We start from the raw sequence: 25,625 nt of genomic DNA on the forward strand, positions 1-25,625 counted from the left end.
GCAGCACCTAAGAGTGGATTTCAAAACGGGACTTGGCTAGTGCTAAGGTTGTTCTCGTAGCATTCCTCCATAGCTCAATTGGCAGAGCATTCGACTGTTAATCGAAGGGTTACTGGTTCAAGTCCAGTTGGAGGAGCCGAAGAATCACCCTGTTGTCAGCTTGTGAAAGCTAGCAACAGGGTGATTTTGTTTATCCTCGTTTTGAAGTATGTCTGAACTTTGGCAACCAGCAAGAAACCTCTGCGCAGTAGCGAGTGAAACTTTCACCGAACTTTTCTTCCAAGTCCCTTTCCTCCAGTGGGCGTACAATCAAATTCCAGATGATTGAGCCGCTCAAAGAATAGAGGATTATGAGCCATGAATTTGCGATCAGCCCTACACTGACTCCCTGTACGATGCCTGCAACCGCCATAGGATTGCGAACATATCGGTAAGGGCCACGGACCACCAGATACTGTGGCATTGCAGAGGGCAGGGGAGTGCCCTGTCCCAATTTGGCCATAATGGTTGCCGACCAAACACCCAACGCGCTGGCGAGTAAGAGCAAGACATAACCAGTCAAACGAACCCAGTCAGCAAAGCTCACGTGCACTGCGAATCGGTGTTCAGCAAAGATTATGAGCGAAGGAAAGAGCGCAAGGAACACAAACCAAAAACAAAGTAGCTGGGCGAAGGTCTGACGTATGTGGGCTCGGGTACGTTTGGATCGTGCAGTCCTGAAGCGAAAAGGGCCAGATGCAAACCACTGCGAGGGAAACCGCCCGAACCATAAGACCAGACCGGCTGCTCCGGAAGCAAAGCTTGCGGCCAGCATGATCAAGGCGCCCCAGCCGGCATTGGTGGATATCAGGGCGTAGACAAGCATCAACCCTGTCATGAGCCAGGTCCACGGTATCGCCACCCATAATGCCGCACGTATATTGCAGGCGATTAGCAGTGAGGCGAGAGCAAACAAAGGGATGTCGAACCATGCCAATAAGAGCGGCGGCAGATCGCCAAGCGTCAACATGGTGACGGTCGGGCTTACGAAAACCGCGAACCACCATAACAACCCGCCAACCCCCTGAACCGCGAAATACGTCCTGGCGAGCATTAACTGATTATTGCGCTGCAAGTGTGGTTCGTTTGTAGCTGAGGAGTTCACCAGTCTGTTAGACATGGAGACAAGCCTAGGTGAACCATGGCTGGTGCAACTTCTTGACCTATATGATCGTTTCTTTTTATGCTGCGCATCACTAAGTGAATTACTGAGGTGTTGCGGAACCAAACGTCCAAAATCGCTGCCGAACCCCTTGAACGTCGGGGCTATTTACGTCTTCAAGCGTAGAAGTTGGTCGATTTGAAAACCCATCTTGGCCAGTGCTAAGGTATTACACGTTGCATTCCTCCATAGCTCAATTGGCAGAGCATTCGACTGTTAATCGAAGGGTTACTGGTTCAAGTCCAGTTGGAGGAGCTCTCGTAAAACCCCAACCGTTTCGAACGGTTGGGGTTTTATTTTTCTTAACGCTGCAGCGTAGCTCAGAGTTCGGCTGCCTAGGGTTTTCCCGCAAAAAATCAGGGGGAACCCGGATATCACTGCCCATATCGAGTTGGCTAGGATATTTACTAGATAATCGCCAGTTTCAGTGCACGTGGGTTTTGGTTGATCCGCTTGCTAGGTGGAGACGACTGATGGGAATAGTACTAATACTTTCCTTCATTCAGCGTGATGAAGGTATTGATCGGGTGAAAGCTTGTCTTCTCTACAACACGATTAGTCTGCAGATTAGCCATGAACAGCTTATGAACAATGAAGCGCACATATTGATTGGGTCGCTTCCTATAAGCTCAAGTGAATAGACGATAGACTTTCAAATCGTTAACACTTACACCCGTGGCATGAGATAGAGCTGTGGGGTTTACGCCTGAAGACTGATACGTAGACGGTAACCGGGGTGCTAGCGTGGAAACACCGGTTGCCGAGCGATCGAGAATATGGAGAAACCATGTCTGAAGCTGAATCGACGCAAGCAGATGAAAGCCTGAAGTCAAGCGTGAAGAGTGCCAAGGCTCAAGTTGATGGACTCAAAGAGCTTGTCCCACAGCAGCTGACGGACGAGCTCAAGCTTGGCACCACCCTGCTCAAGAAAAAAGGCATCAGCCTGGGCATGGCAGCGGGTTTGGGCGCTGGCGCGCTCGTCGTTGTTTTACTATTCGTGATTGCGGTAGTCGTCACTCTAGTGAATGTTTTAGAAATTTGGTTCCTTGGCTGGGCCGCAGGATTGATAGTTGCCGGGTTCTTCCTGATCGTGGCATTAATTCTGGCGCTAGTGATGTACCTGAAGATCAAGAAGGCCTTGCCACTGACTCCTGATGCAGCAATTCGAGGCATCCGCCACGATATTGGTGTGCTCAAGGACGGTAGCAACTTTGACGTCAGCACCTTGGATGAGCCTATGCGTAAGAAGGACGAGGAAGACAAGGACGCGAAGGACAAGAAGAAGGAGCCTAAACCTCCTGCTCCAAGCGCGGACGAACTGATTCTTCGTACCAAGCGTCGCCGCCGTCAGATTCAGGCACTGCGTGACAACTTGGGCCAGAGCGTTCTGGGTCCCAAAGCAAAATTGGATAAAGCACGTCATTTTGCCGAGAATGCCGGAGAATCAGTGACCAACGCTGCTGCTAAGGCACGTAGCTTCGTCACACCTTCCGCAAATACCGGAGAAAATAACGAGGCTGGTCGGGCAGGCCAAGAACGGGCAGAAAAAGCTAAGCCTTTCGCGATCATCGCTGCCTCGGCGGCTGCGCTTGTTGCAATTATCCGTAAGTGGATCAAGCGTTCCTAGGTTCCTGAACCGATGAGGTGACGCGCAGACTTCACGCCATCCGGCGGCATGACCTCTCGGACAATAAAGAACTCTTGGGAAAGGCACTGACATGGTTTGGATCGCTATTACAGCGGCACTATGCGGTGCCTTTTGCCTTGCCTTTGGAGCTCAATTTCAATCGAGCGCGGTGAGGAAAGCTTCGGGCGGGCTAGAGCTCACCCTGAAAAACTTGGGGAAGCTGGCGGGCAACAGGCGGTGGATGAGCGGGTTGCTCTTGCTGGGGCTGGGTATGGTGCTTAACGTATTTGCTCTGGCAAGCGCCCCGTTGACCGTGGTGCAACCCATTGGGGCTATTGCCCTGGTGGTAACCACCGTGGTGAATTCGCGAGAACACAAGCTCACCATGAACAGGCCGACGGTGCTGGCAATTATTAGTTGCATGGTCGGTTCGGCCGCATTCGTTTTGATGGCTATCAACGTCACTGGCGAGCAGCACCTTGTAAATAACGCCGAGGCATTACTCATTGAGATGATTCTGGCCGTCGTGGTTGTGCTCTTTGGAATTCTTGTGCTTCTCTTCCGGCACAAACTGGGAGCCTTCTTTTATATCGTCGGGGCGGGCGTACTTTTTGGGTTTGTAGCGGTGCTCGTGCGCACCATCGCGATTGCGATATTGAATTTCGAAGTACAAGATTGGAAGTCGCTACCGTGGATTGCACTGGCCGCAGTGGTAGTGGCAGGTTTACTCGGGTCATATTTTGTACAAACGGCTTATTCGAAGGGGCCACCAGATTTGGTGATCGCCGGACTGACCGTGATCGATCCGATGGTCGGCATTGCCATCGGCATCTCTATTCTTGGAGAGCTTCGCCCAGATGTTCCTGCGGTGTTGGCGATCTTGATGGTGGTAGCCGCCGTGCTGGCCATCATCGGCGTGGTGGCGTTATCTCGCCACCACCCGGATGTTCTAGAACGCAAAGCTAAAGCAAGACATTCACAAAAAATGTCTCATAAAGATGCATAAAAGCAGTAGAAAATCTTCCACAAGACAATATGTTGAACGAACAAGGACAATACATGGCCGAGGAAAAACCGCTGACGATAGTCATCGCCGCCGATACTTACCTGCCTGATATTAATGGTGCGGCAATGTTCTGCTACCGATTGGCTAGTGCCATGAAAGAACGCGGACACCGAGTGCACGTATTGGCGGTACGCGGCGAAAAGGGCAAGACCTACACTGAGGTTCGCCCCGAAGCCATCGTGCACCGACTGCAATCACACGGGGTACCAACCCACGAGTATTTCCGTATCGCATTTCCTTGGGAAGTTAATTCGCAAATCAACAAGATCTTGGCAGACATCAAACCTGACGTCGTGCACGCGCAGAGCCACTACATGATTGGCCAGCAGACCTTGGCTTACGCACGTAAACATGGGGTGCGAGCCGTCGCGACGAACCATTTTATGCCGGAGAATCTTGATCCTTTCTTACCCTTTCCTAAGTGGTTTAAGAAGATCGTTGCCCGCAACTCGTGGCGAGATATGGGGAAGATTTTCGGAAGAGCGGATGCGGTGACCACTCCGACTCCGTTGGCTGCGAAAGCCATGAAGGAGCACGCGGGGCTGACGAAGGTGCTGCCTTTATCCAATGGAATCGAAGTTGGCAACTATGAGCTGGGCAACGAGGAAGAAATTGTTCGCAACGAAGCACCAACCATACTTTTTGTTGGTCGACTAGCCGTCGAGAAAAACGTAAACGAGCTAATCGAGGCCCTGGCATTGATGAAGCAGGTACCTAACTCGATTCTCGAAGTTGTTGGCGGTGGCGAGCAACGTTCACTGTTGGAGAAGATTGCCAATGAAAAAGGTGTGCGTGACCGTGTTCGATTCCTTGGGCATGTCAGCGAAGAGGAGCTTCGCGAGGCTTATCTGCGCTGTGACGTCTTCTGCCAACCAGGAACCGCGGAATTGCAGTCCTTGGTGACGCTCGAAGCGCTTTCAGCCTCGAAGCCCGTGATCCTAGCCAACGCGATGGCGTTGCCACACCTTGTCGACGTCGGTGTGAACGGTTATATGTTTGAACCTGGTAACCGAGAAGATCTGGCGCAGAAGCTGGACAAGGTGTTAAGTCTCGAACCTCAGGAACGTGAACGCCTAGGATCTGCGGGGCACCGAAAGGTCATGAATCATGCGCAGGAGAAAACCATGAACTCCTTCGAAGCGCTCTATCGTGGGCAGAGCGTCACTACGCATTAGCACTTGGCGACGCCGCAAGGACCTCGAATCGAGATTTTGGCTGGTCATGCCCTAGAATATTTCGAGTGTGGTTACTGCTTCGGCGGTAATTCTCATAGTGGGGCGTTAGCTCAGTTGGTTAGAGCAGGGAACTCATAATTCCTTGGTCGTCGGTTCAAGTCCGACACGCCCTACAGTATGAAAACGCCGGGTCACCTGTATGAACAAGTGACCCGGCGTTCTTCTATTTAAATCTCAGATCACGGTTTAACCATAGTTTTCACTCATTCAGTCGTTCAACGGCAGCAAGATCGAGGGGCGCAAATCTTCGATGAGAAGTGCTGGGTCGATATATTCTCCATCTAACCGGACGCCCCAGTGAATACAGCGATTTGAGCAATGAGCACCCGTCGACACGGTTCCGAGCTTGGCTCCAGATTCCACCCAGCTACCCACCGAGAGCTCGCTGGTCACAGGTTCCAAACTGGTCTTGAACCCATATCCGTGGTCAATCACAACCACGGGGCGGTCAACGACCACACCCCGGAAGGTGATACGTCCACGATTCGGGGCAACGACTTGGTTACCAACAGATGCCGCCAGATCCACACCACGATGACCGGCCGACCACTGCTCGGCCGGCTTATCAAAAGCCTTGAGGATCTTCGGCTCTCCGGCTAGCGGCCAGCGCCACTGAGCTGCGGCTGCAGGTTGCGCATAGTTCTGTGTGGTTTCTGCGCGGGCACCCAGCGGGGCCAAAGTCAGAATCAGTAGTGCCGGGAGTAGCAATAAAAGTCGTTTGGGTTTCATAAGTTCAGCCTGTGGCAACGAGGTGCGGAATTTTGGTGATTGACCGCAAGATGTGGGTAACTTCGTTGGTCGGGTTTTAGGCGCTAGATCACCATAGATCACGGTCTCTGGAGCGAAGTCGGTGTAGTACACTTGAAACTGCAGTTTCTTGTCAGAGGTGTGTCCAAAATTGGTTCACCTCCCAAGGGATTGACTTCGCGTGCGAGGTTCCACATCCTTTTTGAGGAAGTGGTCATAAGTTCCAGTGGTCCGAGAGAATCGGTGGACTTAGACAGGCTGCTAAGCAGTCAGGATCGCGCACTAGGGCGGATATTCAAAATGAAAATCTGCGTACAACCCAAACAACTAAGAGCAGTTACCGCGGACGCGCACGCGTCCGGTCCGCCACTGCTGAGAGGAGTTGCGACATGCCAGTCGTAACCATGCGAGAGCTGCTAGACAGCGGCGTCCACTTCGGCCACCAGACCCGTCGTTGGAACCCAAAGATGAAGCGCTTCATTTTCACCGAGCGCAACGGCATCTACATCATTGACCTGCAGCAGTCGCTGTCGTTCATTGACCGCGCTTACGAGTTCGTCAAGCAGACCGTTGCCCACGGTGGCACCGTACTGTTCGTCGGTACCAAGAAGCAGGCTCAGGAATCGATCGCTGAGCAGGCTAACCGCGTTGGCCAGCCATACGTGAACCAGCGTTGGCTCGGCGGTATGCTGACCAACTTCCAGACCGTCTCCAAGCGCGTTCAGCGCATGAAGGAACTGGAAGAGATCAACTTCGAGGACGTTGCCGGTTCGGGCCACACCAAGAAGGAACTTCTGCTGCTCAAGCGCGAGCTGACCAAGCTGCAGAACAACCTCGGTGGTATCCGCAACCTGACCCGTACCCCTTCCGCTATCTGGATCGTTGACACCAAGAAGGAACACTTGGCTATCGACGAAGCTCGCAAGCTGGGCATCCCAGTTGTTGCCATCTTGGACACCAACTGCGATCCAGACGAAGTAACCTACCCAATCCCAGGCAACGACGACGCAATCCGCTCCGTCAACCTGTTGACCCGCGTTGTTGCAGACGCCGTTGCTGAAGGCCTCATCGCCAAGAACAACAAGGCAACCGGCAAGACCGAGGGTGCAGCAGAGCCAATGGCTGAGTGGGAGCGCGAGCTTCTCGAAGGCGAAAAGGCAAAGGCAAAGGCTGAGGCTCCTGCCGAAGCCGCAACCGAGGCTCCTGCCGAGGCTGCAACCGAAGCGCCAGCCGAGGCTGCTGCTGAAGAGGCTCCAGAAGCCAAGTAGTCATCTGACTATCTCTTAGAGTTTGCTTCCGCGCGCTAGCGTGGGCGGAAGGATACTCAAAAAGTCTCGTGGGACGGGTTGGTTATCCGACCCGTCCCACGAGCGACATAAACTTGAAACCTCCTAGTGAACGGGGATGCACGTGGCAAACTACACCGCTGCTGATATCAAGGCTCTGCGCGAACGTACCGGCGCAGGCATGATGGACGTGAAGAAGGCTCTCGACGAGGCTGACGGCAATGCCGAGAAGGCCATCGAGATCATCCGCGTCAAGGGTCTGAAGGGCGCTACCAAGCGCGAAGGCCGTTCGACCGCAGAAGGCCTTGTCGCCGCTAAGGTCGATGGCACCGTTGGTGTCATGGTCGAGATCAACTGCGAGACCGACTTCGTCGCCAAGAACGAGAAGTTCATCGAGCTGGCAAACAAGGTTCTGGATGCCGCTGTGGCTTCCGGCGCGGCAGATGCCGAAGCCCTGTTGGCTTACGAGCTAGACGGCAAGCCTGTTTCTGAGATCGTTATCGAAGAGGGCGCAATCCTCGGCGAGAAGATCGTTGTCCGCCGTGTCGCCCGCATTGAGGGTGCAAAGGTTGCAGCTTACCTGCACAAGACCAGCAAGGACCTGCCAGCACAGGTTGGCGTTTTGATGGCTGTTGACGCTGACAGCGAAGCTGCAGCAACCGTTGCACACGATGTTGCAGTGCACACCGCAGCAATGTCGCCAATCTACCTGTCCCGCGAAGAAGTTCCTGCGGACAAGGTTGCTGACGAGCGTCGCATCGCTGATGAGACCGCACGCGCAGAGGGCAAGCCAGAAGCTGCCCTTACCAAGATCGTTGAAGGCCGTTTGACCGGCTTCTTCAAGGAAATCGTATTGGTTGACCAGGCATTCGCTAAGGACGCAAAGAAGTCCGTAGCCAAGGTCTTCGAAGAAGCTGGCACCAAGCCAGTTGCCTTCGCACGTTTCCGTGTTGGTGCCTAAGGGTTCAGCCACACAGTAAGCGACAGTCGCCGTTGAACGGCGGCTAACCAAGATAAGGGAGGTGAGCCACCGAGCATACTCGGTGACTCACCTCCCTTTTCTTGAGCCCGGATGGCAAGATAGTTTTGAGATCCGGAAATAGAATTCTCAACCCTCAGGAGATAGATTCCATGCCTACCAGTCCAGAAACTAAACGACGCCGCGTCCTGCTAAAGCTTTCCGGAGAGGTCTTCGGCGGAGGTAACGTCGGTGTTGACCCGACCACCGTGCGCGGAATTGCAGAACAGATTGCAGCGACCGTTGGTGAAGTAGAAGTAGCCATCGTTGTCGGTGGCGGAAACTTCTTCCGTGGCGCCGAGCTATCAGCCGCTGGTATGGATCGCTCCCGCGCGGACTACATGGGCATGCTTGGCACCGTCATGAACTGTCTGGCGCTGCAGGACTTCTTGGAACAGTGCGGAGTAGAAACTCGCGTCCAGTCCGCCATTGCCATGGCTCAGGTGGCGGAGAACTACATTCCACGTCGCGCCATCCGCCACATGGAAAAAGACCGCGTGGTCATCTTCGGTGCCGGCGCCGGCCTGCCATATTTCTCCACCGACACCGTGGCCGCTCAGCGTGCCCTCGAAGTTGATGCTGACGAGGTGCTGATGGCCAAGAGCGGCGTAGATGGTGTCTACACCGCAGACCCAAAGAAGGATCCAAACGCTAAGAAGCTGGACACCCTGACCTACTCCGAGGCGCTACAACGCGACATCCGCGTGATGGACCAGACCGCTATGACCATGTGCCAAGACAATGCCTTGAACATGCTGGTCTTCGGCATGGAAGGCGAAGGAAATGTGGCCCGCGCCATTCGCGGCGAGCGGATTGGCACCACCGTCACCCCATAAGGGTGTTCGTGACATAGGATTGAATTAGATGTAGTTGTTCTGCGCTCCTAGGATCGCCCGTGCTGCGGGGGTCGGGGAGCGTGGAACACAAGGTAAAAGTACTGAGGAGTACCGGTGATTGACGAAACGTTGGCGGAAGCCGCCGAAAAGATGGACCGCACCATTGAAGCCGCCAAGGAGGACTTCGCGACGATCCGTACCGGTCGCGCCCACCCAGGCATGTATTCCAAGGTCATGGTGGACTACTACGGTTCCCCAACCCCACTGATGCAGCTGGCATCCTTTGCTGTGCCTGAAGCACGCACCATCACCATCAGCCCGTTCGATATCTCCGCAATGCGAGCTATCGAAAAGGCCTTGGGTGACCCAGAGGTCGGTGCTAACCCATCGAGCGATGGCAAGATGATTCGCGTTACGCTTCCGGTACTGACCGAGGAACGTCGTAAAGAATACGTCAAGCTGGCTCGCTCCAAGGGCGAAGATGCCAAGGTTGCGGTGCGTAGCCACCGTCGCAAGGCCAAGGACAGCATCGATAAGTTCGTCAAGGATGGCGAAATTGGTGAAGATGACGGCAGCCGCGCTGAAAAGGAACTCGACGCACTGACCAAGTCACACGTTGATTCGGTCGATGAGATTCTGAAGAAAAAAGAAGCAGAGCTGCTGGAAGTCTAATGCCAGGCTCGACAGACAACACTGAGGGCAACGCTTCGGCGGTGCCCTCAGTGGCATCCGGCGAAAACCAGCCTATGACTCGGCGAGAAGCTCGCGCACAGCGCGAAGCCGCCGAACGCGGAAATTCCCGCGCCTCGAAACTTAAGCGTGCTTTGTCGGGGGAGAAGTCCGAGAGCGTGCAGCCACAGGCTTCAGCACCGAACACCCCCGAGACAGTGCCGCCTCAAACTCCTGTGGCGACCCCAAAAAGTATCGAACCTCAGGCAGAAGCCAAGGCAAAGATCCCGGTAGGGGAAAAGTCAAAGCCGATGGATCACGTCGCACCAAAGCCGGTGCCGGTGATCCGTCCGGCTAATGTGAAGGCGCCGGTTGATACGCCAGGTACATCCAAGCCTGTAGGAAAGACGCAGCAGTCAGCAACGCCGGAGCCGGTTCAGGCTCCGACACCGGCAAGTGATGCGTCCAAATCGAAGGCGAAGGCCGAGGCGAAAGCTCAACTTCTCGCCCCGGTACCGGCCACCGGACGGTCCGTTGAAAAAACTCAGGCTTCAAAGTCACCGGCAGAAGCTCAACCGGCTCCGCCGCACTCGGATAGCAAAGACCTAGCCGAAACTGGACATGCCGAGCCTGAAGAAGCTGAGATTCCAGCCGAACTGCTCATCGGTGGACCGCCGAAGAAGTCGCGGGCGGGACGAAACCTGCCAGCTGCCATCGGCGTAGGTTTGGGCATGCTTGGCCTGGCCATGGTGGGACTTTTCTGGGTACCTGCCTTACTGGTTGCCCTCATCGTGGTCTTGGCGGGCATCGGCTCGTGGGAAGTCGCTCGTGCGACAACCTATGCGAAAACTGAGGTGCAGCAGTTCCCGCTGTATCTGGCCTCTGTGCTCCTTCCCGTAAGCGCGATCCTCGGGGGACTAGATGCGTTGAGCTTTGCCTACTTAGGTAGTCTGGTCCTTGCTTTGGTCTTCCGAATTTTGGATGGACTCAAGGGCGCCGTGGCCTCGGTGATGAGCAGTGTCTTCATTATCAGTTGGGTGCCATTACTACTTAGTTTCGCCTTGCTGGTGATGCGCGGGGATAACGGCAACCTACTGATTACCACCATTTTGTTGCTTGTGGTCAGTAACGACACCTTTGGCTACGCGGTGGGCGTGCTCTTCGGTAAACATCCTATGGCTCCAAAGATTTCTCCCAAGAAGTCTTGGGAAGGCTTTGCCGGATCCATGGTTGGTTCCATGGTCATTGGCGCGCTGGCCGCGAACTACTGGCTGGACATGCCTTGGTGGTCTGGTGTCATTCTCGCTTGCTTCACGACCATCGCAGCGACAACTGGCGACTTCGCCGAGTCGATGGTTAAGCGTGAACTGGGGATCAAGGATATGAGTAACCTGTTGCCGGGTCACGGCGGCATTATGGATCGACTCGATTCGTTGCTCTTCGCTATCCCGTTGGCCTACCTTGTCTCGCACTTCTTGGAGTGGAGCGTCGCAGTCTTCTAAACCCGAATGGTGTGGACCCGCACACGGATCTGCACCATTCGGTGTGCCTATGGCACCAAAATATTTCACAACACATAAGATTGAAGGGTGCCGCGTCATCGCGGTACGCCTGATGACTTTTCGTCTAGAACTAAGGAATAGTCGTGTCGCAGCAACAAGATGCTCCGTTCTCCCGGGTCCCGGAAAAGGACTTCGGCTACAACGTTAAGCAGGTTGATGCGTTTCTGAGCCGGGCGCGTGCCACCTTCAACGGCGGCGGAAACGATGATGCCGTGGTGACTAGCCACCTAATCCGTCGCACTACCTTTGCGCCGCAAAAGGGCGGCTACCAGGCCCGTGAAGTTGATGGTGCATTGGACCGTCTAGAAGACGTCTTTGCTAAGCGCGAGCGTGATGACCTGATTGCCCACCAAGGTGAAGAAGTGTGGCTGCAACAGGTCGGCCGCCTCGCAGCGATCTTACGCGGACGTTTGCACCGTTCTAAGGGTGAGCGTTTCCGTCGCCCTTCTCGAGCAAACGCAGCGAGCTACAACATTGAGGACGTTGACCGCCTGTGTGATCAGCTCATCGATTACTTCGAGCGTGACGTGCCTATGGCAGTCGACTCGGTACGTCGCGTGGAGTTCCGCTCTGCGGTGGGTACAGAAGGCTATGAAGAGTCGCAGGTGGATGCCTTCTTGGACCGTGTGGTCGAGCTGATGGCCTCGATAGACTAGATTTTCACGCACAAAACACGCCGCGGCCGCTAGGGAACAGATGTTCCGTAGCGGCCGCGATGTAGTTTAAGCGTTTAGTCTTGGTCTTCAGATTTTGACTGACGTCGTTTTTTGTCTTTTGTAGCGTAGTAGGCGTTTTTAGTTCGTTCCCGGGCTCGTGTTTTGATTTCCACGATGTCCTCTGCGAAGTGCTCCTTAGTCATGGCTTTGAACTCGGCCAACTTCGCGTCGGTCTCCTGCTGAGTTTCACCTGCCTGCCAGGGCCTAATCAGGAAAAATAAACCCATGTTCACCGCCGCATGAATAATTCCAAAGACCACTGCGGTGACTGAATTGCCCCACGCAATGAAGGCAAACACGGCCCCGGTCAGAAGGTATGCGAGCAACGGCAGTACGCTATAACCCCAGCCGCCAGGTTCGTTGAGTCTTCCTCGAATCACAAAGGGACGTTCAATACCTACGGCGAGAAGCTCTCCGAGGAGCAGAGTCGCCACCAGCACGCCTATGCTAGTTCCCAAACTTGCGGTCATAGAGTCACCGAATAGGGTGGACACCCAGAAAAGCAGCGCAACAACCAATAGTTTCAGTGTTCCGGTGAACAAATGACCGGTGATTGTGTGGATCAGTCGGGGCGGAGTCCATGCGGGGTCGTTAACAGGGTGTTCTGTGGGCATCTGTGATCCTCCCTGTGAGTCGCTAGAGATTTTCTGGTTTCAGTTTAGGATCCCTGAGATCTGAATGCGCTAGTACATAGCCATCAAAACGGGGCCGTGGCCCCCTAAATCTCAGCCGCTGCGCGTTTGGCCTTGTTCTGCTGTATCCGCCGGTCAATGAGCCACCCTGTTCCAATGAACAGTACCGAAGCAACTGAGGTCGTGATCGCTGAGTACAGTGAAGGATCAGCAGAGGAATTCCAAAAATATGGGCTCCCAAAGGCAACGACTATCATTAAAAAAATTCCAATAAAAACGTACATTCCTGTCCTCTCCCTCTGACAGCCGATACGTGAGCAACGCTCAAAGCAGATTCTTACATCTCAACTTCGACATGCGGATTACGCGAACTTTCGTTAGATGAACTATTTATTCGAGGCTAACAGTCTCACTGAAATCAGTACATCGTCCTTAAGTACTAGGGGGGGCGTAACGATGCCTGCTTGGTTGCACTACGGAAAGCTCGTTAGCGACTCGTACCGGCTGGTCTGGGCGAACTTTTGGGTCTGAAACAGGCTACTTGTAGCTGCGTTCTGGCACGTGCAGTAATGCCATGACGCGGTCGACATTCGTGGGAATCTTCCGTGTGGATTTTTTGGATACCAAGATCATCACCACAAAGGCTAGTGGGACGCTCCATGCGGCCGGCTGGCGGAGCAACAACACCCAGAACGAGTCGTTGTTCGGCATCATGCTTGAACCGAGCAGAGCGAGCCCACAGCTTGCAGCACCTGCCAACATGCCGGCAATCGCCCCGCGCGCAGTCAAAGAACGCCACCAGATGCCCAGTAGTAGCAGCGGGCAGATCGTCGACGCGGTAAACGCGAAGACGTTGCCAATAGCACCGGCTAGCGCCAACGAGCTAGTTAGTAAGGCCACAACTACCGGAATCGCGGTGGCAAGTACCGTGGAGATCCTAAAACCGCGCACGGTGCCATTGAAGAACTCCTGTGAAAGTGCTCCGGCCAATGAGACTGCCAACCCGGAGGTGGTAGACAAGAACGCGGCAAACGCGCCCCCCACCACCACGGCGGTCAATAAATCTGCAAGGACCCCGTCAAAGACACTGTGCGGTAAGAGCAAGATGGTGGCATCAGCGTTGGATGCCGAAAGATCTTTGGTGTAGAGAATTCCCAAGACACCCAAGGTGGTCGGCAACAGGTAAAAAACAGAGAGCAGGCAGAGCACTATCGCCGTAGTGGTGCGTGCCGCGTGTCCCGTCGGGTTTGTATAGAAGCGCACCAGAACGTGCGGTAGACCGAGCGTGCCAAAGAGCAGAGCCAGGATAATCGAGATGGTTTCATACAGGCTCATCGAACTGATCGATTTTAATTGCCCAGCAACCGCCGCGGCTCGCTCGGGGACCGAATACTCGGGCAAGACTTGGAAGAGTACAAAAAGTGTGGGGATCACTAAGGCCGCAAGTTTGAACCAGTATTGGAATGCCTGCACAAACGTCACCGAACGCATGCCACCGGATACCACCGTCAGACACACCACCGCGGCGACAATAAGTGGGCCAATCCAGCCAGGGAGCCCGGTGGCAATGGACAGCGTTAATGCCGCCCCATGCATCTGGGGGACGATATATAACCAACAGATGATCACCACCAAGTAGGTGGTGATTTTACGTAGCATGATCGAATCTTCGAAGCGGATCTGGGCAAAGTCCGGAATCGTATAAGCCTGCGACCGGCGCAACGGTGCAGCAACGAATAACAAGAGCATCAAATATCCGGCTGTGTAGCCAATCGGGAACCACAGCCCGGATTGTCCACTGAGCACAATCAGTCCTGCGACGCCCAAGAATGAGGCGGCCGAGAGGTACTCGCCACCGATGGCAGACGCATTCCACCACGGTCGCACGGTACGCGAAGCAACATAAAAGTCACTGGTGGTGCGAGATAGTCGCAGCCCGTAGAAGGCGATCAGCATGGTGGTCAGGCTGACAAGAACCAAAGCCAACACGGAAAACAAGTTAGTCATCGAGAGATACTCCGGTAGCGCCGTTCGTTACGTGTTGCTGCCCGGTTATAAAGCAAGCCGGCAATGATGATCAATGGGTAAATACCTACACCCAAAATCCACCAAGGCAGTGGAATATTAAAGAGCATGATCTGCGAGACCACAGGCCAAAAAACCAAGATCGCGGAGATCCCCACCAGCATGATCAGTAACCCAGCAGCTACGGCCACCGCCAGACGTAGCTGGGAGCTGATCAACTGGCGTACATAAAAGTTCTCGGCGCTCTGCTCGGGCCGCGTAGCGGGGATGTCTAGGCTTGCGTCCTGCGGAGCCTGTACCCGCACACGTTGCGGACGTTGCTGGGCAAAGCGACCTAAAGGTTCGCTCACAATGGACGAACCCGGTTTGCGGCCAGGCGTTCGCGAAGGTAGGGCAGCGCCCGGCGCGAAATCGGCAGTTCAACGCCGTTGACCACTACCGCAGCCTTACCAGTTTGCAACCGCACAGTCTCGATCTTGTCCATGGAGACCAAATAGGAGCGGTGAATGCGCACATAACCGGATTCTGCCCACTGCTGTTCCAAATCGTTGAGCGGTACACGAATCAGGTAGCTGGACTCGCGAGTGTGTAGCCGGGCGTAATCACCTTGAGCCTGTACAAAACCGATTTCGTCACGCGGTATGAGCTTGGTGATGCCACCTTGATCAACGGTGATCATTTCCGGCTTTGCCGGTTCGTCTTCAACCAATTCGCAGATGCGGCGGACGGATTCGGCCAGTCGCTGCGGGCGGATGGGTTTAAGCACGTAGTCGATAGCCGCCAGTTCGAAGGCCTCTAAGGCTTGGTCTTCGTCTGCGGTGACAAATACGATCAGTGGCGGATGAGTGAAACGGGAGATTACTCGGGCAATGTCCAGTCCAGACAGTGCTGGCATGTGGATGTCCAAGAACAGGGCATCTACATCGTTTTCTTCTAAGGCTTTGAGCGCTGCGGCGCCGGAGGTTGCTCGGTGAATTTTTCCGATTCGCGAGTCTTGTCCGAGCAGAAAAGATATTTCTTCTACCGCTGGAAGTTCATCATCGGCAACGACCACATTAATCATGCCTAAAACTCTACCTTTGCTTAGGGCATTACGTCTGGTTCTAAGGTCTGTGGGGGGCGGAACTTCGGGATTCTTAAGGTGATAAGCGTTCCCTCGTCTGGCGCGGTATCGATAATCAGGCCATTGGCGTTGCCATAGAGCTGACGTAGCCTGACATCCACGTTACGCAGTCCCACATGCATATTGACGGTAGTTCCGGCCAAAACAGAGGCTAGCTGCTCTGGATCCATACCTGCCCCGTCGTCTTCGACGCTAATCACCGCGTGTAGTCCGTCCTCGGTGGCGGTAATCGAGATTCTCCCGCCATCGGGGCGTGCTTCCAAACCGTGGTGGACGGCGTTCTCCACTAATGGCTGTAGACAGAGGAAGGGAATTTGGGTGGTAAGTACTTCGGGAGCGATTTGCAAGGAGACCTTGATGCGGTCCCCAAAACGCGCCTTTTCCAACAGCAGGTACCGGTCAATTGCCTCGAGCTCTTCGGCCAAAGTAGTGAATTCACCACGCCGGCGGAACGAATACCGGGTGAAGTCAGCAAATTCAATCGCTAGCTCACGTGCCCTGGCCGGATCGGTGTTGATAAATGAGGCAATGGCGTTCAGCGAGTTGTAGATGAAATGTGGGGAGATTTGCGCACGTAGCGCACGCATCTGCGCCTCGAGCAACTTCGCTTTTGACTCGTCGAGTTCTGCGGTGCTGACCTGGGCAGAAACGAAAACCGCTACCTCAGATACGGCGCGTACGAAGCTTGCTCCAGCGCGTTCGGACAACGCAGTCACGGTGCCTACTGCTTGCCCACCGGCCAATATGGGGGCGGCCACAAGATCAAAGCCGGGGGTGCGATGAACTTGCGTTTTCTGACTAGTGATTGCCGAGATGCCGATAGCCTGAGCGCGCTCTTCAAGCCCGGGCGTAAAGTCAATAGCCGAGTCGGTAGCGAGAATTTGTTGGGAATCACTAATCACAAATGCTGAGCAGCCCAGAAGTTTACGTAACGCCTTGGCACTTTTTGCAGCCCCTTCTTCGGTGAGGCCGCGTCCTAGGTGCGGTACCGCTACAGACATATGGTGCAGGGCCTGGAAGGTAGCTTCTTCGGCGTAGGTACCCAGCTCCTTAGTGGAGCGGGAAATCTTAAAACCAAGGTAGCCAACAATGGCGATGCCAACAATCACGATGGTGACGATGAGGGTGATCTGCAACGCGGGAGACATAAGCCCATCCTAAAGCCACCCAATACCGCTAACCGTTCGTCGTTAGGCAACCTGCCGTTGGGCGCAAGAATTTATCCGTTAGGCCACGTATGTTACGCAACCCCTAGTGAGCTGGACACAAATAGCCAATAGTGAACTTAGTCACAACGCACATGTGTGCATCATCACTATTTTGCAATTCGCTCAAGGAGGGCACCAATGAGTGCTGAACCGCAACCCGATGTCTCAGAGGACATTGATTTTGTGGCGGAAAGGGATTCGGAAGAATTCCAGGAACTGCGCAAGACTCACCGCAGCTTCGTTTTCCCCATGGCAATCTTTTTCCTCGTCTGGTATTTCGCTTACGTCTTACTTGCCGACTACTTCCACGACTTCATGTCCATCAAGGTCTTCGGCAACGTCAACATGGGTATCCTTCTTGGCCTGTTGCAGTTTGTCTCAACCTTCGTCATTACCGGCATGTATGTGCACTTCTCCAACAAAAAGCTTGATCCTAAGGCAGCGAAAATTCGTAAGCGCCTTGAAAAAGAGGGCGTGAACTAATGAATTCTTCGCTGATCCTGGCCCAAGCGGCCGAGGCTACCCAGGTGGGTAACCCGCTAGTAAACATTGCGATTTTCGCAGCCTTTGTCGGCATCACTCTGGTGATTGTGCTGAAGGCAAGTAAGAACAACAAGACCGCGGCGGATTATTATGCCGGTGGTCGTTCCTTCACCGGAACCCAAAATGGTACCGCCATCGCCGGCGACTACCTTTCGGCAGCTTCCTTCCTGGGCATTGTTGGCGCGATCGCGATCAACGGGTATGACGGATTCCTTTACTCCATTGGCTTCCTCGTCGCATGGCTTGTCGCACTGCTGCTGGTGGCCGAACTACTGCGTAACACCGGTAAGTTCACCATGGCTGATGTGCTTTCCTTCCGCCTCAAGCAGCGTCCGGTACGTATTGCCGCGGCGATCTCCACTCTTGCCGTATGCGTGTTCTACCTGCTGGCACAGATGGCTGGCGCCGGTGCGCTGGTCTCGCTGTTGCTGGGCATCGATGAGAAGTTTGGCCAGTCACTGGTCATCATCGTCGTGGGCGCATTGATGATCATGTATGTACTGATCGGCGGGATGAAGGGCACCACCTGGGTGCAGATCATCAAGGCCTGTCTGCTGATCGCCGGCGCATTGGTCATGACCATCTGGACTCTGGCACTATTCGATTTCAACTTCTCAGCTCTGCTGGGCAAAGCCGCCGAGGTAGCTGGCAACCCGGAAATTCTGAACCCGGGTATGCAGTACGGTAAGTCCGAAACCTCGAAGCTCGACTTCATCTCCTTGGCCTTGGCCCTGGTGCTTGGTACCGCTGGCCTGCCGCACGTGCTGATGCGCTTCTACACGGTTCCTACCGCGAAGGAAGCTCGCAAGTCCGTAGTTTGGGCGATCTGGTTGATCGGCGCTTTCTACCTGTTCACCCTGGTTCTTGGCTTCGGCGCCGGCGCGCTGATCGGCCCAGACAAGATCAAGGCCGCTCCGGGCGGCGTGAACTCCGCGGCTCCATTGCTGGCCTATGAACTGGGCGGCACCCTGCTGCTGGGTCTGATTTCCGCGGTCGCATTCGCGACGATCCTTGCAGTGGTCGCTGGTCTGACGATTACCGCCGCGGCATCCTTCGCACACGATGTCTACGCTTCGGTGATTGCCAAGGACAAGACGACCCCGGAAAAGGAAATGAAGGTTGCCCGTCGCACGGTGATCGTGATCGGTATCTTCGCTATCGCCGGTGGTATCGGTGCTCAGGGACAGAACGTCGCCTTCTTGGTGGCGCTGGCCTTCGCCGTAGCAGCCTCGGCAAACCTGCCAACGATTCTGTACTCGCTGTTCTGGAAGGGCTTCAAGACGCGCGGCGCGGTGTGGTCCATGTACGGTGGTTTGGGTTCGGCAATCTTGCTGATCATCTTCTCCCCAGTATTCTCCGGATCGCCAACTGCGATGGTTCCAGGCATCGATATCTCCATCTTCCCGCTGGCTAACCCGGGCATTGTGTCCATCCCATTGGCCTTCATTCTCGGTTGGTTGGGTTCGATTACCGATCCAGGTACCGAAGACATCACCAAGCAGGCAGAAATGGAAGTTCGTTCGCTGACCGGTGTGGGTGCCGAGAAGGCAGTTGATCACTAAACGATCAACAATCTAGTTTGTAGGTGAACAACCGGTAGTGGCCGGGACCAGTCGTCAAGACCGGTCCCGGCCACTGCTTTGTGCTGTGGAGAAAATCTACTTTTGGGCCAATAAGCGTTGGACCCGTGGTTTAACCTCGGTGGCCAGTAAGATAATGGATTCTAAGAGGTGTTCTTGCGGTAGGCCACCAATGTCGGTCTGTAAGAAATGGCGCATATGTCCGAGGTAGCCGTGCAAATGCACGATTCGTTCGGCTACCTCATCGGGGGACCCGACGTAGTAGGCGCCCGGGGCTTCGGCTTGGGAATCATAGGCGCGTTTATCCGGTGCCGGCCAGCCCCGTAGTCTGCCCATTTCCACGTTCAAGTTGTACCAACCCGGGTAGAAACGATCCAGCGCTTCTTGTTTTGTGGGTGCGACAAGTCCCAAGGCAGCGACGGAAATCTTCAGGTCTTGTTCATTGCGTCCGGCAGCAGCACCAGACTTCCGGTAGAGCTCAGCGAGCGGGGCAAACCGGTGTGGTGCCCCGCCGATAATTCCGTAGGAGATGGGTAGACCTAATTGACCGGCGCGAGCAGAAGATGCCGCGTTTCCGCCGGTGGCTAGCCAGATGGGCAGCGTTCCTTGAACTGGGCGAGGTACCACGGCGAGGTCGGCTAACGCCGGACGTTTACTGCCAGACCATGTGACATTTTCATTCGTTGAATTGTTGATGGTCATCAGCAGGTCAAGCTTCTGAGCGTAGAGCTCGTCATACTCTTGGAGGTCATATCCAAAGAGCGGAAACGTCTCGACCGAAGAGCCACGGCCGGCGGTAATTTCAACGCGTCCGCCGCCGGAGATGATATCTGCCGTGGCGAACTGTTGGTATACGCGCACCGGGTCATCGGTACTGATAATACTGGCGGCACTTCCTAGGATAATCTGCTTAGTTGCTGCCGCGGCGGCGTTGATCAGTGCGCCAGGAGAAGAAGCTGGCATCGTAGTGGTGTGGTGTTCACCAATACCGAAGTAATCCAGTCCGCTTTGGTCAGCCACCTTGATCGCTTGAAAAAGGTTGGTGATGGCTTGGGCTGTTGAACCTAATGATCCGTCAGAGTTTCGTTGAGTATCACCGAAACTGTAAGAGCCGATTTCCATAAGTTTGCCGTCCTTGGTTACTCGCCGAATTGGTCATCAGATTGAGATTTTGAGTCCGCGAACAGTGCGGATAACTGCGCCGTATCAACGCGGCCGTTGAACAGTGGGTTGCCCGGTTCGAATTGGCGGCCAGCACTGAGCGCTCCGGCATCAACGCAGTCGAATCCGAGTCGGTGGATGAAGTCCAGGACATTAGCTTTAGCTTGTGCATTATCTCCGGCGACGGCAAGAGCCCGGCGGCCTGTGGTGTGCGCAGGCGAGGCATCAGGTTCCAGCTCGTGGTAACCAACGTGGTGAGAGGACTTTGTAACGTGGGAGCCGGAATGATGTCCTGCGACGACCTGGCTGGAAGGCAAAAGTGGCTGGGCAAAATCTGCAATCTGGCCGTCGGCTCCAGCCCAGTAGTTCATGGCGTCTACGACGGTTTTCCCATGCAACGCTTGGGCATCGAGCGGCGTGTATTTATGCAGCGGCATTGCCATAATCACTATGTCGGTGGAGGCTACTTCGCCTGCCGAGACCGCTTCCGCGCCCGGCGCCGAGGATGCCAATGGTTTGTGTTGATCGACCGGTTTCTTGCATGACGAGCTGAGCCGCCTTTCAGCAATTTGTTCTGTAAAGCAGACTATATTGATAACAGAACATCTGTGCAACCCCGTAAATTCGGATATGCTGGTGATCATGAGTACCTCACGCACTGCCGCGCACCATAACGACACCGCCCTCGGCGATTTCCTGCCCGGAGACCTTGGGTGGCATCTCGGAATGATCTTGCGTGGACACCAACTGGCGCTTACGCACTGCGTGGGGGATCTGCCAGGTTCGGTGCGTGGGTTTCAGCTGCTCTCCACGGTGGTCCATCGTGACCCCGCCAACCAACAGGCGCTCGGTGCCCATCTTGGAATTGACCGCACAGTGCTGACCTATCTCATCGATGACCTCGTTGAGGCCCTGCTGGTGGAAAGAGTGCCTGCACCGAGTGATCGACGAGCGCGCAAGATTATTGCAACACCACACGGTAAAGAGCGGTTGAAAGAACTCGAAAATAAAGTGCGTGAGGCGGAGGCAGAACTTTTGGTAGGCCTGAATGTAGAGCAATCCGCGCAATTAGCGCATCTGGTCTCGGAGCTTTCGACAAGTATTCATCGGGCGCAACCGGGGATGAACCCTTGCGAAGCGATGGATGCGCTGGGGTAACTAGTGCCTTCTTAGCCGCGCTTGCCCTCCAAATCTTGGGCCAGCGAGAGTTCAATGAGTTTAGTGGTGCGATAAGGAACTAGCTCAGCCATGGATAGGGCCGAATCGGCGCGGTTGACTCCTTCGATATTCAACAGCAACCCATGCACGCGGAAAAGTTCCTCGGCGTTTGCGGCTGCGGCACGCACTAAAATATCGGCCGAACCGGTCAGCCCATGAGCTTCTAAAACTTCGGGGATCTGCGCCAACTTCTTGGCAATCTCCTCCAAATGACGTTGGTCCACGTGCAGCTCAATAAAGGACAACAAGCCAAAGCCCAGAGCCGTCGGTGGGATCCGTCGATCTATGGGGGAGAGGACTTCGGTTTCTAAACGATTGAGTCTTGACTGCACGGTATTTCTGCCCAAGCCAAGCGCTGTTGCCAGCGATGAAGCGGTTCTTCGGGTGAGCTTTGATAGCGAGAGCAGGATTCGTCGATCAGTGGTGTCTAAAGGTTGCATAATGCGCACATTAGCACCCGCTCACGGGTCTGGATAGTGCGTTTTGCTTTATTTACTTTCTTGCCATTGTGCAACTTGCGCCATGTGAGTAGCATCACAGGTAAGTGGTCGCGCTGAATTAGCCGTCCACCACTGACTACGCGAGAGTAAGGATGCCGATCGTGTCCACCCAGCACATCGACGTAGCCGCCGGATGCCTACCCACGCACCAGCTGCTCAACGTCTCTGGAGAACGAACTCCAGACGAAGAACTAGACCATCATCTGACCGGGCTCACCGAGCAAGACCTGGCAGATTTCCTCCGCGACATGGTTGTCTTGCGTCGCCTAGATAATGAGGCCACGGCGCTGCAACGCCAAGGACAGTTGGGCCTCTGGGCGCCATTGCTTGGCCAAGAAGCTGCCCAAATTGGTTCAATCCGCGCCACCGAAGATACCGACTTCATTTTCCCTTCCTACCGTGAGCACGGAGTTGCCTGGGCCCGAGGCGTTAAAGCCGAAGATCTGCTCAGCGTCTGGCGCGGTGCCACCGCCAGCGGTTGGGACCCTCATGAGGTAAATATTGCTTGCCAGCAGATTGTCATTGGATCTCAGGCGTTGCACGCCGCCGGGTATGGCATGGGCATCAAATTTGATGGTGGTAAAGAAGTTGCCGTGGCCTACTTTGGGGACGGGGCGACCAGTCAAGGCGACGTCAACGAAGCGCTGGTCTTCGCCGCGAGCTATCAGGCGCCGGTGTTGTTCTTCTGCCAGAATAACCAGTGGGCCATCTCCGAGCCGGTCGGCTTGCAGAGTCGCACGCAGATTGCTGACCGTGCCAGTGGATTTGGCGTCAAGACCTGGCGGGTGGACGGCAACGACGTACTCGCGGTTTATGCAGCCACCAAGGCCGCGCTGGCACACGCTCGTCATGGACTAGGCCCAACCTTTATCGAGGCCGTGACCTACCGCATGGGTTCGCATACCACCGCCGATGATCCCACTCGTTACCGAAAAAATGAGCAGGTTGAAGAGTGGCGGGCCAAGGATCCTATTGATCGATTGGTCAATCACCTGACGGTGCTCGGCGCAGATGTGCAGTCCTACCAGCAGCGAGCCCAGAATGCAGCGGACAAACTAGCTGCCGAGCTACGTGAGGCAATCACCACGATGCCCGATCCTGAACCACATGAACTTTTTGATCATGTGTATGCCGAAGAGCATGAACCAAGCCGCAGGGAGCGGGACACCTACCTGCAGTACCTAACAAATTTCCAGGATGGTGGACTATGAGCGTTTCAATGATGAAGGCGCTAAACCAGTCCTTGCGTGACGCGCTGACCGAAGACGAAAAGGTCATACTGCTCGGCGAAGACATTGGCACCCTCGGCGGCGTATTCCGCATTACCGACGGGCTGAAAGACGAATTTGGCGAGCATCGGGTGGTTGACACACCACTTGCCGAATCCGGGATCGTCGGTAGCGCCATCGGTTTGGCCTACCGTGGTTACCGTCCAGTGGTGGAGATCCAATTTGATGGATTCACATACCCCGCCTTTGATCAGTTGGTTTCACAGCTGGCAAAGATGCACTTCCGTTCACGGGGCCGGGTGAAAATGCCGGTGACCGTGCGTATTCCATATGGCGGCGGAATCGGCTCTCCGGAACATCACTCGGAATCTCCGGAAGCTTATTTCTCCCACACCGCAGGATTGCGAGTTTTTGCGCCGTCCAGCGTGGAAGATGCCTACGTGATGTTGCGTCAAGCGATTGCTTGCGATGATCCGGTGATCTTTTTTGAACCAAAACGCCGGTATCACGAAAAAGCAGACATTGACCTAAAGACCCCGGAGAAGACCGGTTCGCCCAAGGCAAAGGTGCTTCATCAGGGACAAGACGTCACCGTGGTGGGATATGGCCCCACCGTTTATACCCTCAACGATGCGGTGTTAGCAGCCGAAGATGAAGGCGTGAGCCTAGAGGTTATCGACCTACGTTGCCTGGACCCATTGGACATGGACACCGTAGCCGAATCGGTCAAGCACACCGGAAAACTTGTGGTGGTCCACGAAGCGAGCAGGACTTCGGGAATTGGTGCGGAGATTTGTGCACAAATCACCGAGACCTGTTTCGACTACCTAGAACATGCACCATTGCGCGTGACTGGATTTGATATTCCGTATCCACCTTCACGGCTTGAATCACATCATTTGCCAGACCTGGACAAGGTAATGCATGCCGTGGATAAGGTCATGCGCCGCGACGAGACACACACCGGAGGTGCCAAGTGATGGCTCCCAATACTTTTAAGTTGCCAGACCTTGGTGAAGGACTAACCGAGTCCGAAGTTTTGAACTGGAAAATTCAGGTCGGCGAGCATGTCACGCTGAACCAGATCATCGCCGAGGTAGAAACCGCAAAGGCTGTCGTTGAGCTACCTTCGCCATTTGCCGGAATCGTGCAGAAATTGCATGCCTCCGCCGGTGAGGTAGTCCCTGTGGGTGGACCACTGGTGACCTTTGGGGATGAGGCACCCGACGCGGAGACCGATACTCCAAATGCGGATAAGGATGTCACCGGGGATAGCGGCAGGACCCCGACACTTGTGGGCTACGGAGCACCAGCAAGCAGCGGAAGCCGCCCGTCTCGCCGATCACACCCGGTACGCAATGAACCCCTCGCACAGGAGCCGCCGGCAACCATTAGCCCGGACACGGTGCAACAGGTGAAGTCGGCGGATACAGGCGCTCGCCGGACTGCTACGCGCAGTACTCCGCCGGTGCGCAAGCTTGCCAGGGATCATGGCATCGAGATTTCATCCGTCGCAGGTACTGGTGCCGACGGCGCCGTGTTGCGCAGCGATATTGAAGCCTTGATTGGAATGCCTGAGCAGGCTGCGTCCCAGCCAGCTGAAGCTACTGCAGTTCTGGCTGGGGACCGAAGAATAAAAATTAGCGCGGTGCGCCGTGCCACGGCAAAGGCGATGGTGGAGTCGGCATTCACTGCTCCGCATGCCACCGAATTTCTAACCGTAGATCTGACCGAGTCAATGAAGCTTGTCGAGAAGCTGCGCAGGCACCCCATGCTCAGAGACGTGAAGCTCAACATCACGACCTTGACTTCGTTGATCGTGACCCGCTTGCTGGGCACCTACCGCGCGCTCAACTCACGGTGGGATGAAGCAAACGCAGAGATTATCGAGTTCGGCTCGGTGCATTTGGGTATGGCTGTGGCCAGTGATCGTGGACTGCTAGTGCCGGTGGTCAAGGATGCGCAGTCAAAATCCTTGCATGATTTAGCCGAAGAGCTAACTCAAATTATTGAATTGGGCCGGGCAGGGAAGCTCTCTCCGGCGCAACTTAGCGGCGGAACCTTCTCGATTACGAACGTTGGAGTGTTTGGCGTGGACGCCGGCACCCCGATTTTACCTCCGGGGCAGTCCGGAATTCTTGCCCTTGGACAGGTCAAGCGCCGTCCGTGGGAGTTCGAGGATCAAGTGGCCTTACGCCACACCTCAACGTTGGCGTTGTCCTTCGACCATCGAGTAGTCGATGGCAAGGAAGCTAGCGAGTTCCTCGCTGGCCTCGGCGCAGTGCTGGAGGACCCGGGGATGATGAATATTTTTATTTAATTCCTCCTGACCTTTCATGTGGTGAAAATTAAAATATCTGGTTGATCAGATCAACCTCAAGTACTACTTTCATATTTATTCATTGGTTGTTTCGCAATATTTGATGTAATCTCGTTCAGTACG

Annotated in this window: 25 protein-coding genes and 3 tRNA genes; 18 read left to right on the top strand and 10 right to left on the bottom strand. The window is 54.9% G+C overall.

Going from position 1 to position 25,625, the window contains the following annotated elements; genetic code table 11:
• Positions 1-63: 63 nt before the first annotated feature.
• Positions 64-136 (top strand) — tRNA-Asn (locus tag CIK74_RS13665).
• Positions 137-190: 54 nt separating this feature from the next.
• On the opposite strand, the gene CIK74_RS13670 is transcribed toward CIK74_RS13665, so the two are convergent.
• Entirely contained in the window at positions 191-1,114 is a 924-nt protein-coding gene (locus CIK74_RS13670) for an isoprenylcysteine carboxylmethyltransferase family protein (protein ID WP_240520546.1), read from the bottom strand.
• A gap of 269 nt (positions 1,115-1,383) precedes the next feature.
• Between CIK74_RS13670 and CIK74_RS13675 the strand changes: the two genes are divergently transcribed.
• The 5 genes from CIK74_RS13675 to CIK74_RS13695 all read left to right on the top strand — a co-directional run bounded on the left by CIK74_RS13675 (position 1,384) and on the right by CIK74_RS13695 (position 5,242).
• A tRNA-Asn gene (locus CIK74_RS13675) sits at positions 1,384-1,456 on the top strand.
• Between the two features lie 532 nt (positions 1,457-1,988).
• Complete coding sequence (locus CIK74_RS13680) at positions 1,989-2,828, top strand: phage holin family protein (protein ID WP_096256739.1); 840 nt, start codon at positions 1,989-1,991, stop codon at positions 2,826-2,828.
• A 91-nt stretch (positions 2,829-2,919) separates the two neighbouring features.
• Positions 2,920-3,834 (top strand): DMT family transporter, encoded by a 915-nt coding sequence (locus CIK74_RS13685; protein ID WP_096256740.1) that lies wholly within the window; start codon positions 2,920-2,922, stop codon positions 3,832-3,834.
• A gap of 53 nt (positions 3,835-3,887) precedes the next feature.
• Positions 3,888-5,069 carry a glycosyltransferase gene (locus CIK74_RS13690; protein ID WP_096256741.1) on the top strand — a complete coding sequence of 394 codons (1,182 nt, stop codon included), beginning with the start codon at positions 3,888-3,890 and terminating at the stop codon, positions 5,067-5,069.
• Between the two features lie 99 nt (positions 5,070-5,168).
• A tRNA-Ile gene (locus tag CIK74_RS13695) sits at positions 5,169-5,242 on the top strand.
• A gap of 94 nt (positions 5,243-5,336) precedes the next feature.
• Here CIK74_RS13695 and CIK74_RS13700 read toward each other — a convergent pair.
• Positions 5,337-5,858, bottom strand: a complete 522-nt coding sequence (locus CIK74_RS13700) for a M23 family metallopeptidase (RefSeq protein WP_096256798.1) — start codon at positions 5,856-5,858, stop codon at positions 5,337-5,339.
• Between the two features lie 407 nt (positions 5,859-6,265).
• On the opposite strand from CIK74_RS13700, the gene rpsB reads away from it, so the two are divergent.
• The 6 genes from rpsB (at position 6,266) to CIK74_RS13730 (ending at position 11,903) form a co-directional block, all read left to right on the top strand.
• Positions 6,266-7,144, top strand: a complete 879-nt coding sequence (gene rpsB / locus CIK74_RS13705; protein WP_096256742.1) for a 30S ribosomal protein S2 — start codon at positions 6,266-6,268, stop codon at positions 7,142-7,144.
• A 142-nt stretch (positions 7,145-7,286) separates the two neighbouring features.
• Positions 7,287-8,123: a translation elongation factor Ts gene (gene tsf / locus CIK74_RS13710; protein WP_096256799.1), complete on the top strand. Its 837-nt coding sequence runs from the start codon at positions 7,287-7,289 to the stop codon at positions 8,121-8,123.
• A 170-nt stretch (positions 8,124-8,293) separates the two neighbouring features.
• A complete protein-coding gene (gene pyrH, locus CIK74_RS13715; RefSeq protein ID WP_096256743.1) occupies positions 8,294-9,016 on the top strand; it encodes a UMP kinase in 723 nt (240 codons plus the stop codon).
• Positions 9,017-9,130: 114 nt separating this feature from the next.
• Entirely contained in the window at positions 9,131-9,688 is a 558-nt protein-coding gene (frr, locus tag CIK74_RS13720) for a ribosome recycling factor (protein ID WP_096256744.1), read from the top strand.
• Positions 9,688-11,187 carry a phosphatidate cytidylyltransferase gene (locus CIK74_RS19095; RefSeq protein WP_240520547.1) on the top strand — a complete coding sequence of 500 codons (1,500 nt, stop codon included), beginning with the start codon at positions 9,688-9,690 and terminating at the stop codon, positions 11,185-11,187. The genes frr and CIK74_RS19095 overlap by 1 nt, the downstream gene beginning before the upstream one ends.
• A 137-nt stretch (positions 11,188-11,324) precedes the next feature.
• A complete protein-coding gene (locus tag CIK74_RS13730; RefSeq protein WP_096256745.1) occupies positions 11,325-11,903 on the top strand; it encodes a DivIVA domain-containing protein in 579 nt (192 codons plus the stop codon).
• A 74-nt stretch (positions 11,904-11,977) separates the two neighbouring features.
• Here the strand turns inward: CIK74_RS13730 and CIK74_RS13735 are convergent, their stop codons facing one another.
• The 5 genes from CIK74_RS13735 to CIK74_RS13755 all read right to left on the bottom strand — a co-directional run bounded on the left by CIK74_RS13735 (position 11,978) and on the right by CIK74_RS13755 (position 16,891).
• A complete protein-coding gene (locus tag CIK74_RS13735; RefSeq protein ID WP_096256746.1) occupies positions 11,978-12,577 on the bottom strand; it encodes a hypothetical protein in 600 nt (199 codons plus the stop codon).
• A 555-nt stretch (positions 12,578-13,132) separates the two neighbouring features.
• A complete protein-coding gene (locus tag CIK74_RS13740; protein ID WP_096256747.1) occupies positions 13,133-14,602 on the bottom strand; it encodes a cation acetate symporter in 1,470 nt (489 codons plus the stop codon).
• Positions 14,599-14,970 (bottom strand): hypothetical protein, encoded by a 372-nt coding sequence (locus CIK74_RS13745; protein ID WP_229677046.1) that lies wholly within the window; start codon positions 14,968-14,970, stop codon positions 14,599-14,601. Before CIK74_RS13745 ends, CIK74_RS13740 begins: the two co-directional genes overlap by 4 nt.
• On the bottom strand, positions 14,967-15,683 hold the full coding sequence (locus tag CIK74_RS13750) for a LytTR family DNA-binding domain-containing protein (protein ID WP_096256749.1): 717 nt from the start codon (positions 15,681-15,683) through the stop codon (positions 14,967-14,969). The genes CIK74_RS13745 and CIK74_RS13750 overlap by 4 nt, the downstream gene beginning before the upstream one ends.
• Positions 15,684-15,703: 20 nt before the next feature.
• On the bottom strand, positions 15,704-16,891 hold the full coding sequence (locus tag CIK74_RS13755) for a histidine kinase (protein WP_096256750.1): 1,188 nt from the start codon (positions 16,889-16,891) through the stop codon (positions 15,704-15,706).
• 198 nt (positions 16,892-17,089) lie between these two features.
• Between CIK74_RS13755 and CIK74_RS13760 the strand changes: the two genes are divergently transcribed.
• Together CIK74_RS13760 and CIK74_RS13765 are read left to right on the top strand one after the other, a co-directional pair.
• Positions 17,090-17,434 carry a DUF485 domain-containing protein gene (locus tag CIK74_RS13760; RefSeq protein WP_096256751.1) on the top strand — a complete coding sequence of 115 codons (345 nt, stop codon included), beginning with the start codon at positions 17,090-17,092 and terminating at the stop codon, positions 17,432-17,434.
• The gene (locus CIK74_RS13765; RefSeq protein ID WP_096256752.1) at positions 17,434-19,056 is read left to right on the top strand and encodes a sodium/solute symporter; all 1,623 of its coding nucleotides are present in this window, start codon (positions 17,434-17,436) and stop codon (positions 19,054-19,056) included. Before CIK74_RS13760 ends, CIK74_RS13765 begins: the two co-directional genes overlap by 1 nt.
• A 96-nt stretch (positions 19,057-19,152) precedes the next feature.
• Here CIK74_RS13765 and CIK74_RS13770 read toward each other — a convergent pair whose 3' ends face one another.
• On the bottom strand, positions 19,153-20,196 hold the full coding sequence (locus CIK74_RS13770; RefSeq protein WP_096256753.1) for an LLM class flavin-dependent oxidoreductase: 1,044 nt from the start codon (positions 20,194-20,196) through the stop codon (positions 19,153-19,155).
• A 17-nt stretch (positions 20,197-20,213) separates the two neighbouring features.
• Positions 20,214-20,747 (bottom strand): NADP oxidoreductase, encoded by a 534-nt coding sequence (locus CIK74_RS13775; RefSeq protein WP_096256754.1) that lies wholly within the window; start codon positions 20,745-20,747, stop codon positions 20,214-20,216.
• Between the two features lie 130 nt (positions 20,748-20,877).
• On the opposite strand from CIK74_RS13775, the gene CIK74_RS13780 reads away from it, so the two are divergent.
• Positions 20,878-21,393: a MarR family winged helix-turn-helix transcriptional regulator gene (locus tag CIK74_RS13780; protein WP_170947886.1), complete on the top strand. Its 516-nt coding sequence runs from the start codon at positions 20,878-20,880 to the stop codon at positions 21,391-21,393.
• Positions 21,394-21,404: 11 nt separating this feature from the next.
• On the opposite strand, the gene CIK74_RS13785 is transcribed toward CIK74_RS13780, so the two are convergent.
• Complete coding sequence (locus tag CIK74_RS13785) at positions 21,405-21,893, bottom strand: Lrp/AsnC ligand binding domain-containing protein (RefSeq protein WP_096256756.1); 489 nt, start codon at positions 21,891-21,893, stop codon at positions 21,405-21,407.
• Positions 21,894-22,045: 152 nt separating this feature from the next.
• Here CIK74_RS13785 and pdhA point away from each other — a divergent pair, with 152 nt between their 5' ends.
• The 3 genes from pdhA to CIK74_RS13800 are packed head-to-tail and all read left to right on the top strand — an operon-like array spanning position 22,046 to position 25,502.
• On the top strand, positions 22,046-23,164 hold the full coding sequence (pdhA, locus tag CIK74_RS13790; protein ID WP_141392965.1) for a pyruvate dehydrogenase (acetyl-transferring) E1 component subunit alpha: 1,119 nt from the start codon (positions 22,046-22,048) through the stop codon (positions 23,162-23,164).
• Positions 23,161-24,162, top strand: coding sequence for an alpha-ketoacid dehydrogenase subunit beta (locus CIK74_RS13795; protein ID WP_096256757.1), 1,002 nt, complete (start codon positions 23,161-23,163; stop codon positions 24,160-24,162). Before pdhA ends, CIK74_RS13795 begins: the two co-directional genes overlap by 4 nt.
• Positions 24,162-25,502: a dihydrolipoamide acetyltransferase family protein gene (locus CIK74_RS13800; RefSeq protein WP_096256758.1), complete on the top strand. Its 1,341-nt coding sequence runs from the start codon at positions 24,162-24,164 to the stop codon at positions 25,500-25,502. The genes CIK74_RS13795 and CIK74_RS13800 overlap by 1 nt, the downstream gene beginning before the upstream one ends.
• Positions 25,503-25,625: the final 123 nt, after the last annotated feature.

Source organism: Glutamicibacter sp. BW77, from assembly GCF_002332285.1.
GTDB classification, from domain to species: Bacteria; Actinomycetota; Actinomycetes; order Actinomycetales; family Micrococcaceae; genus Glutamicibacter; species Glutamicibacter bergerei.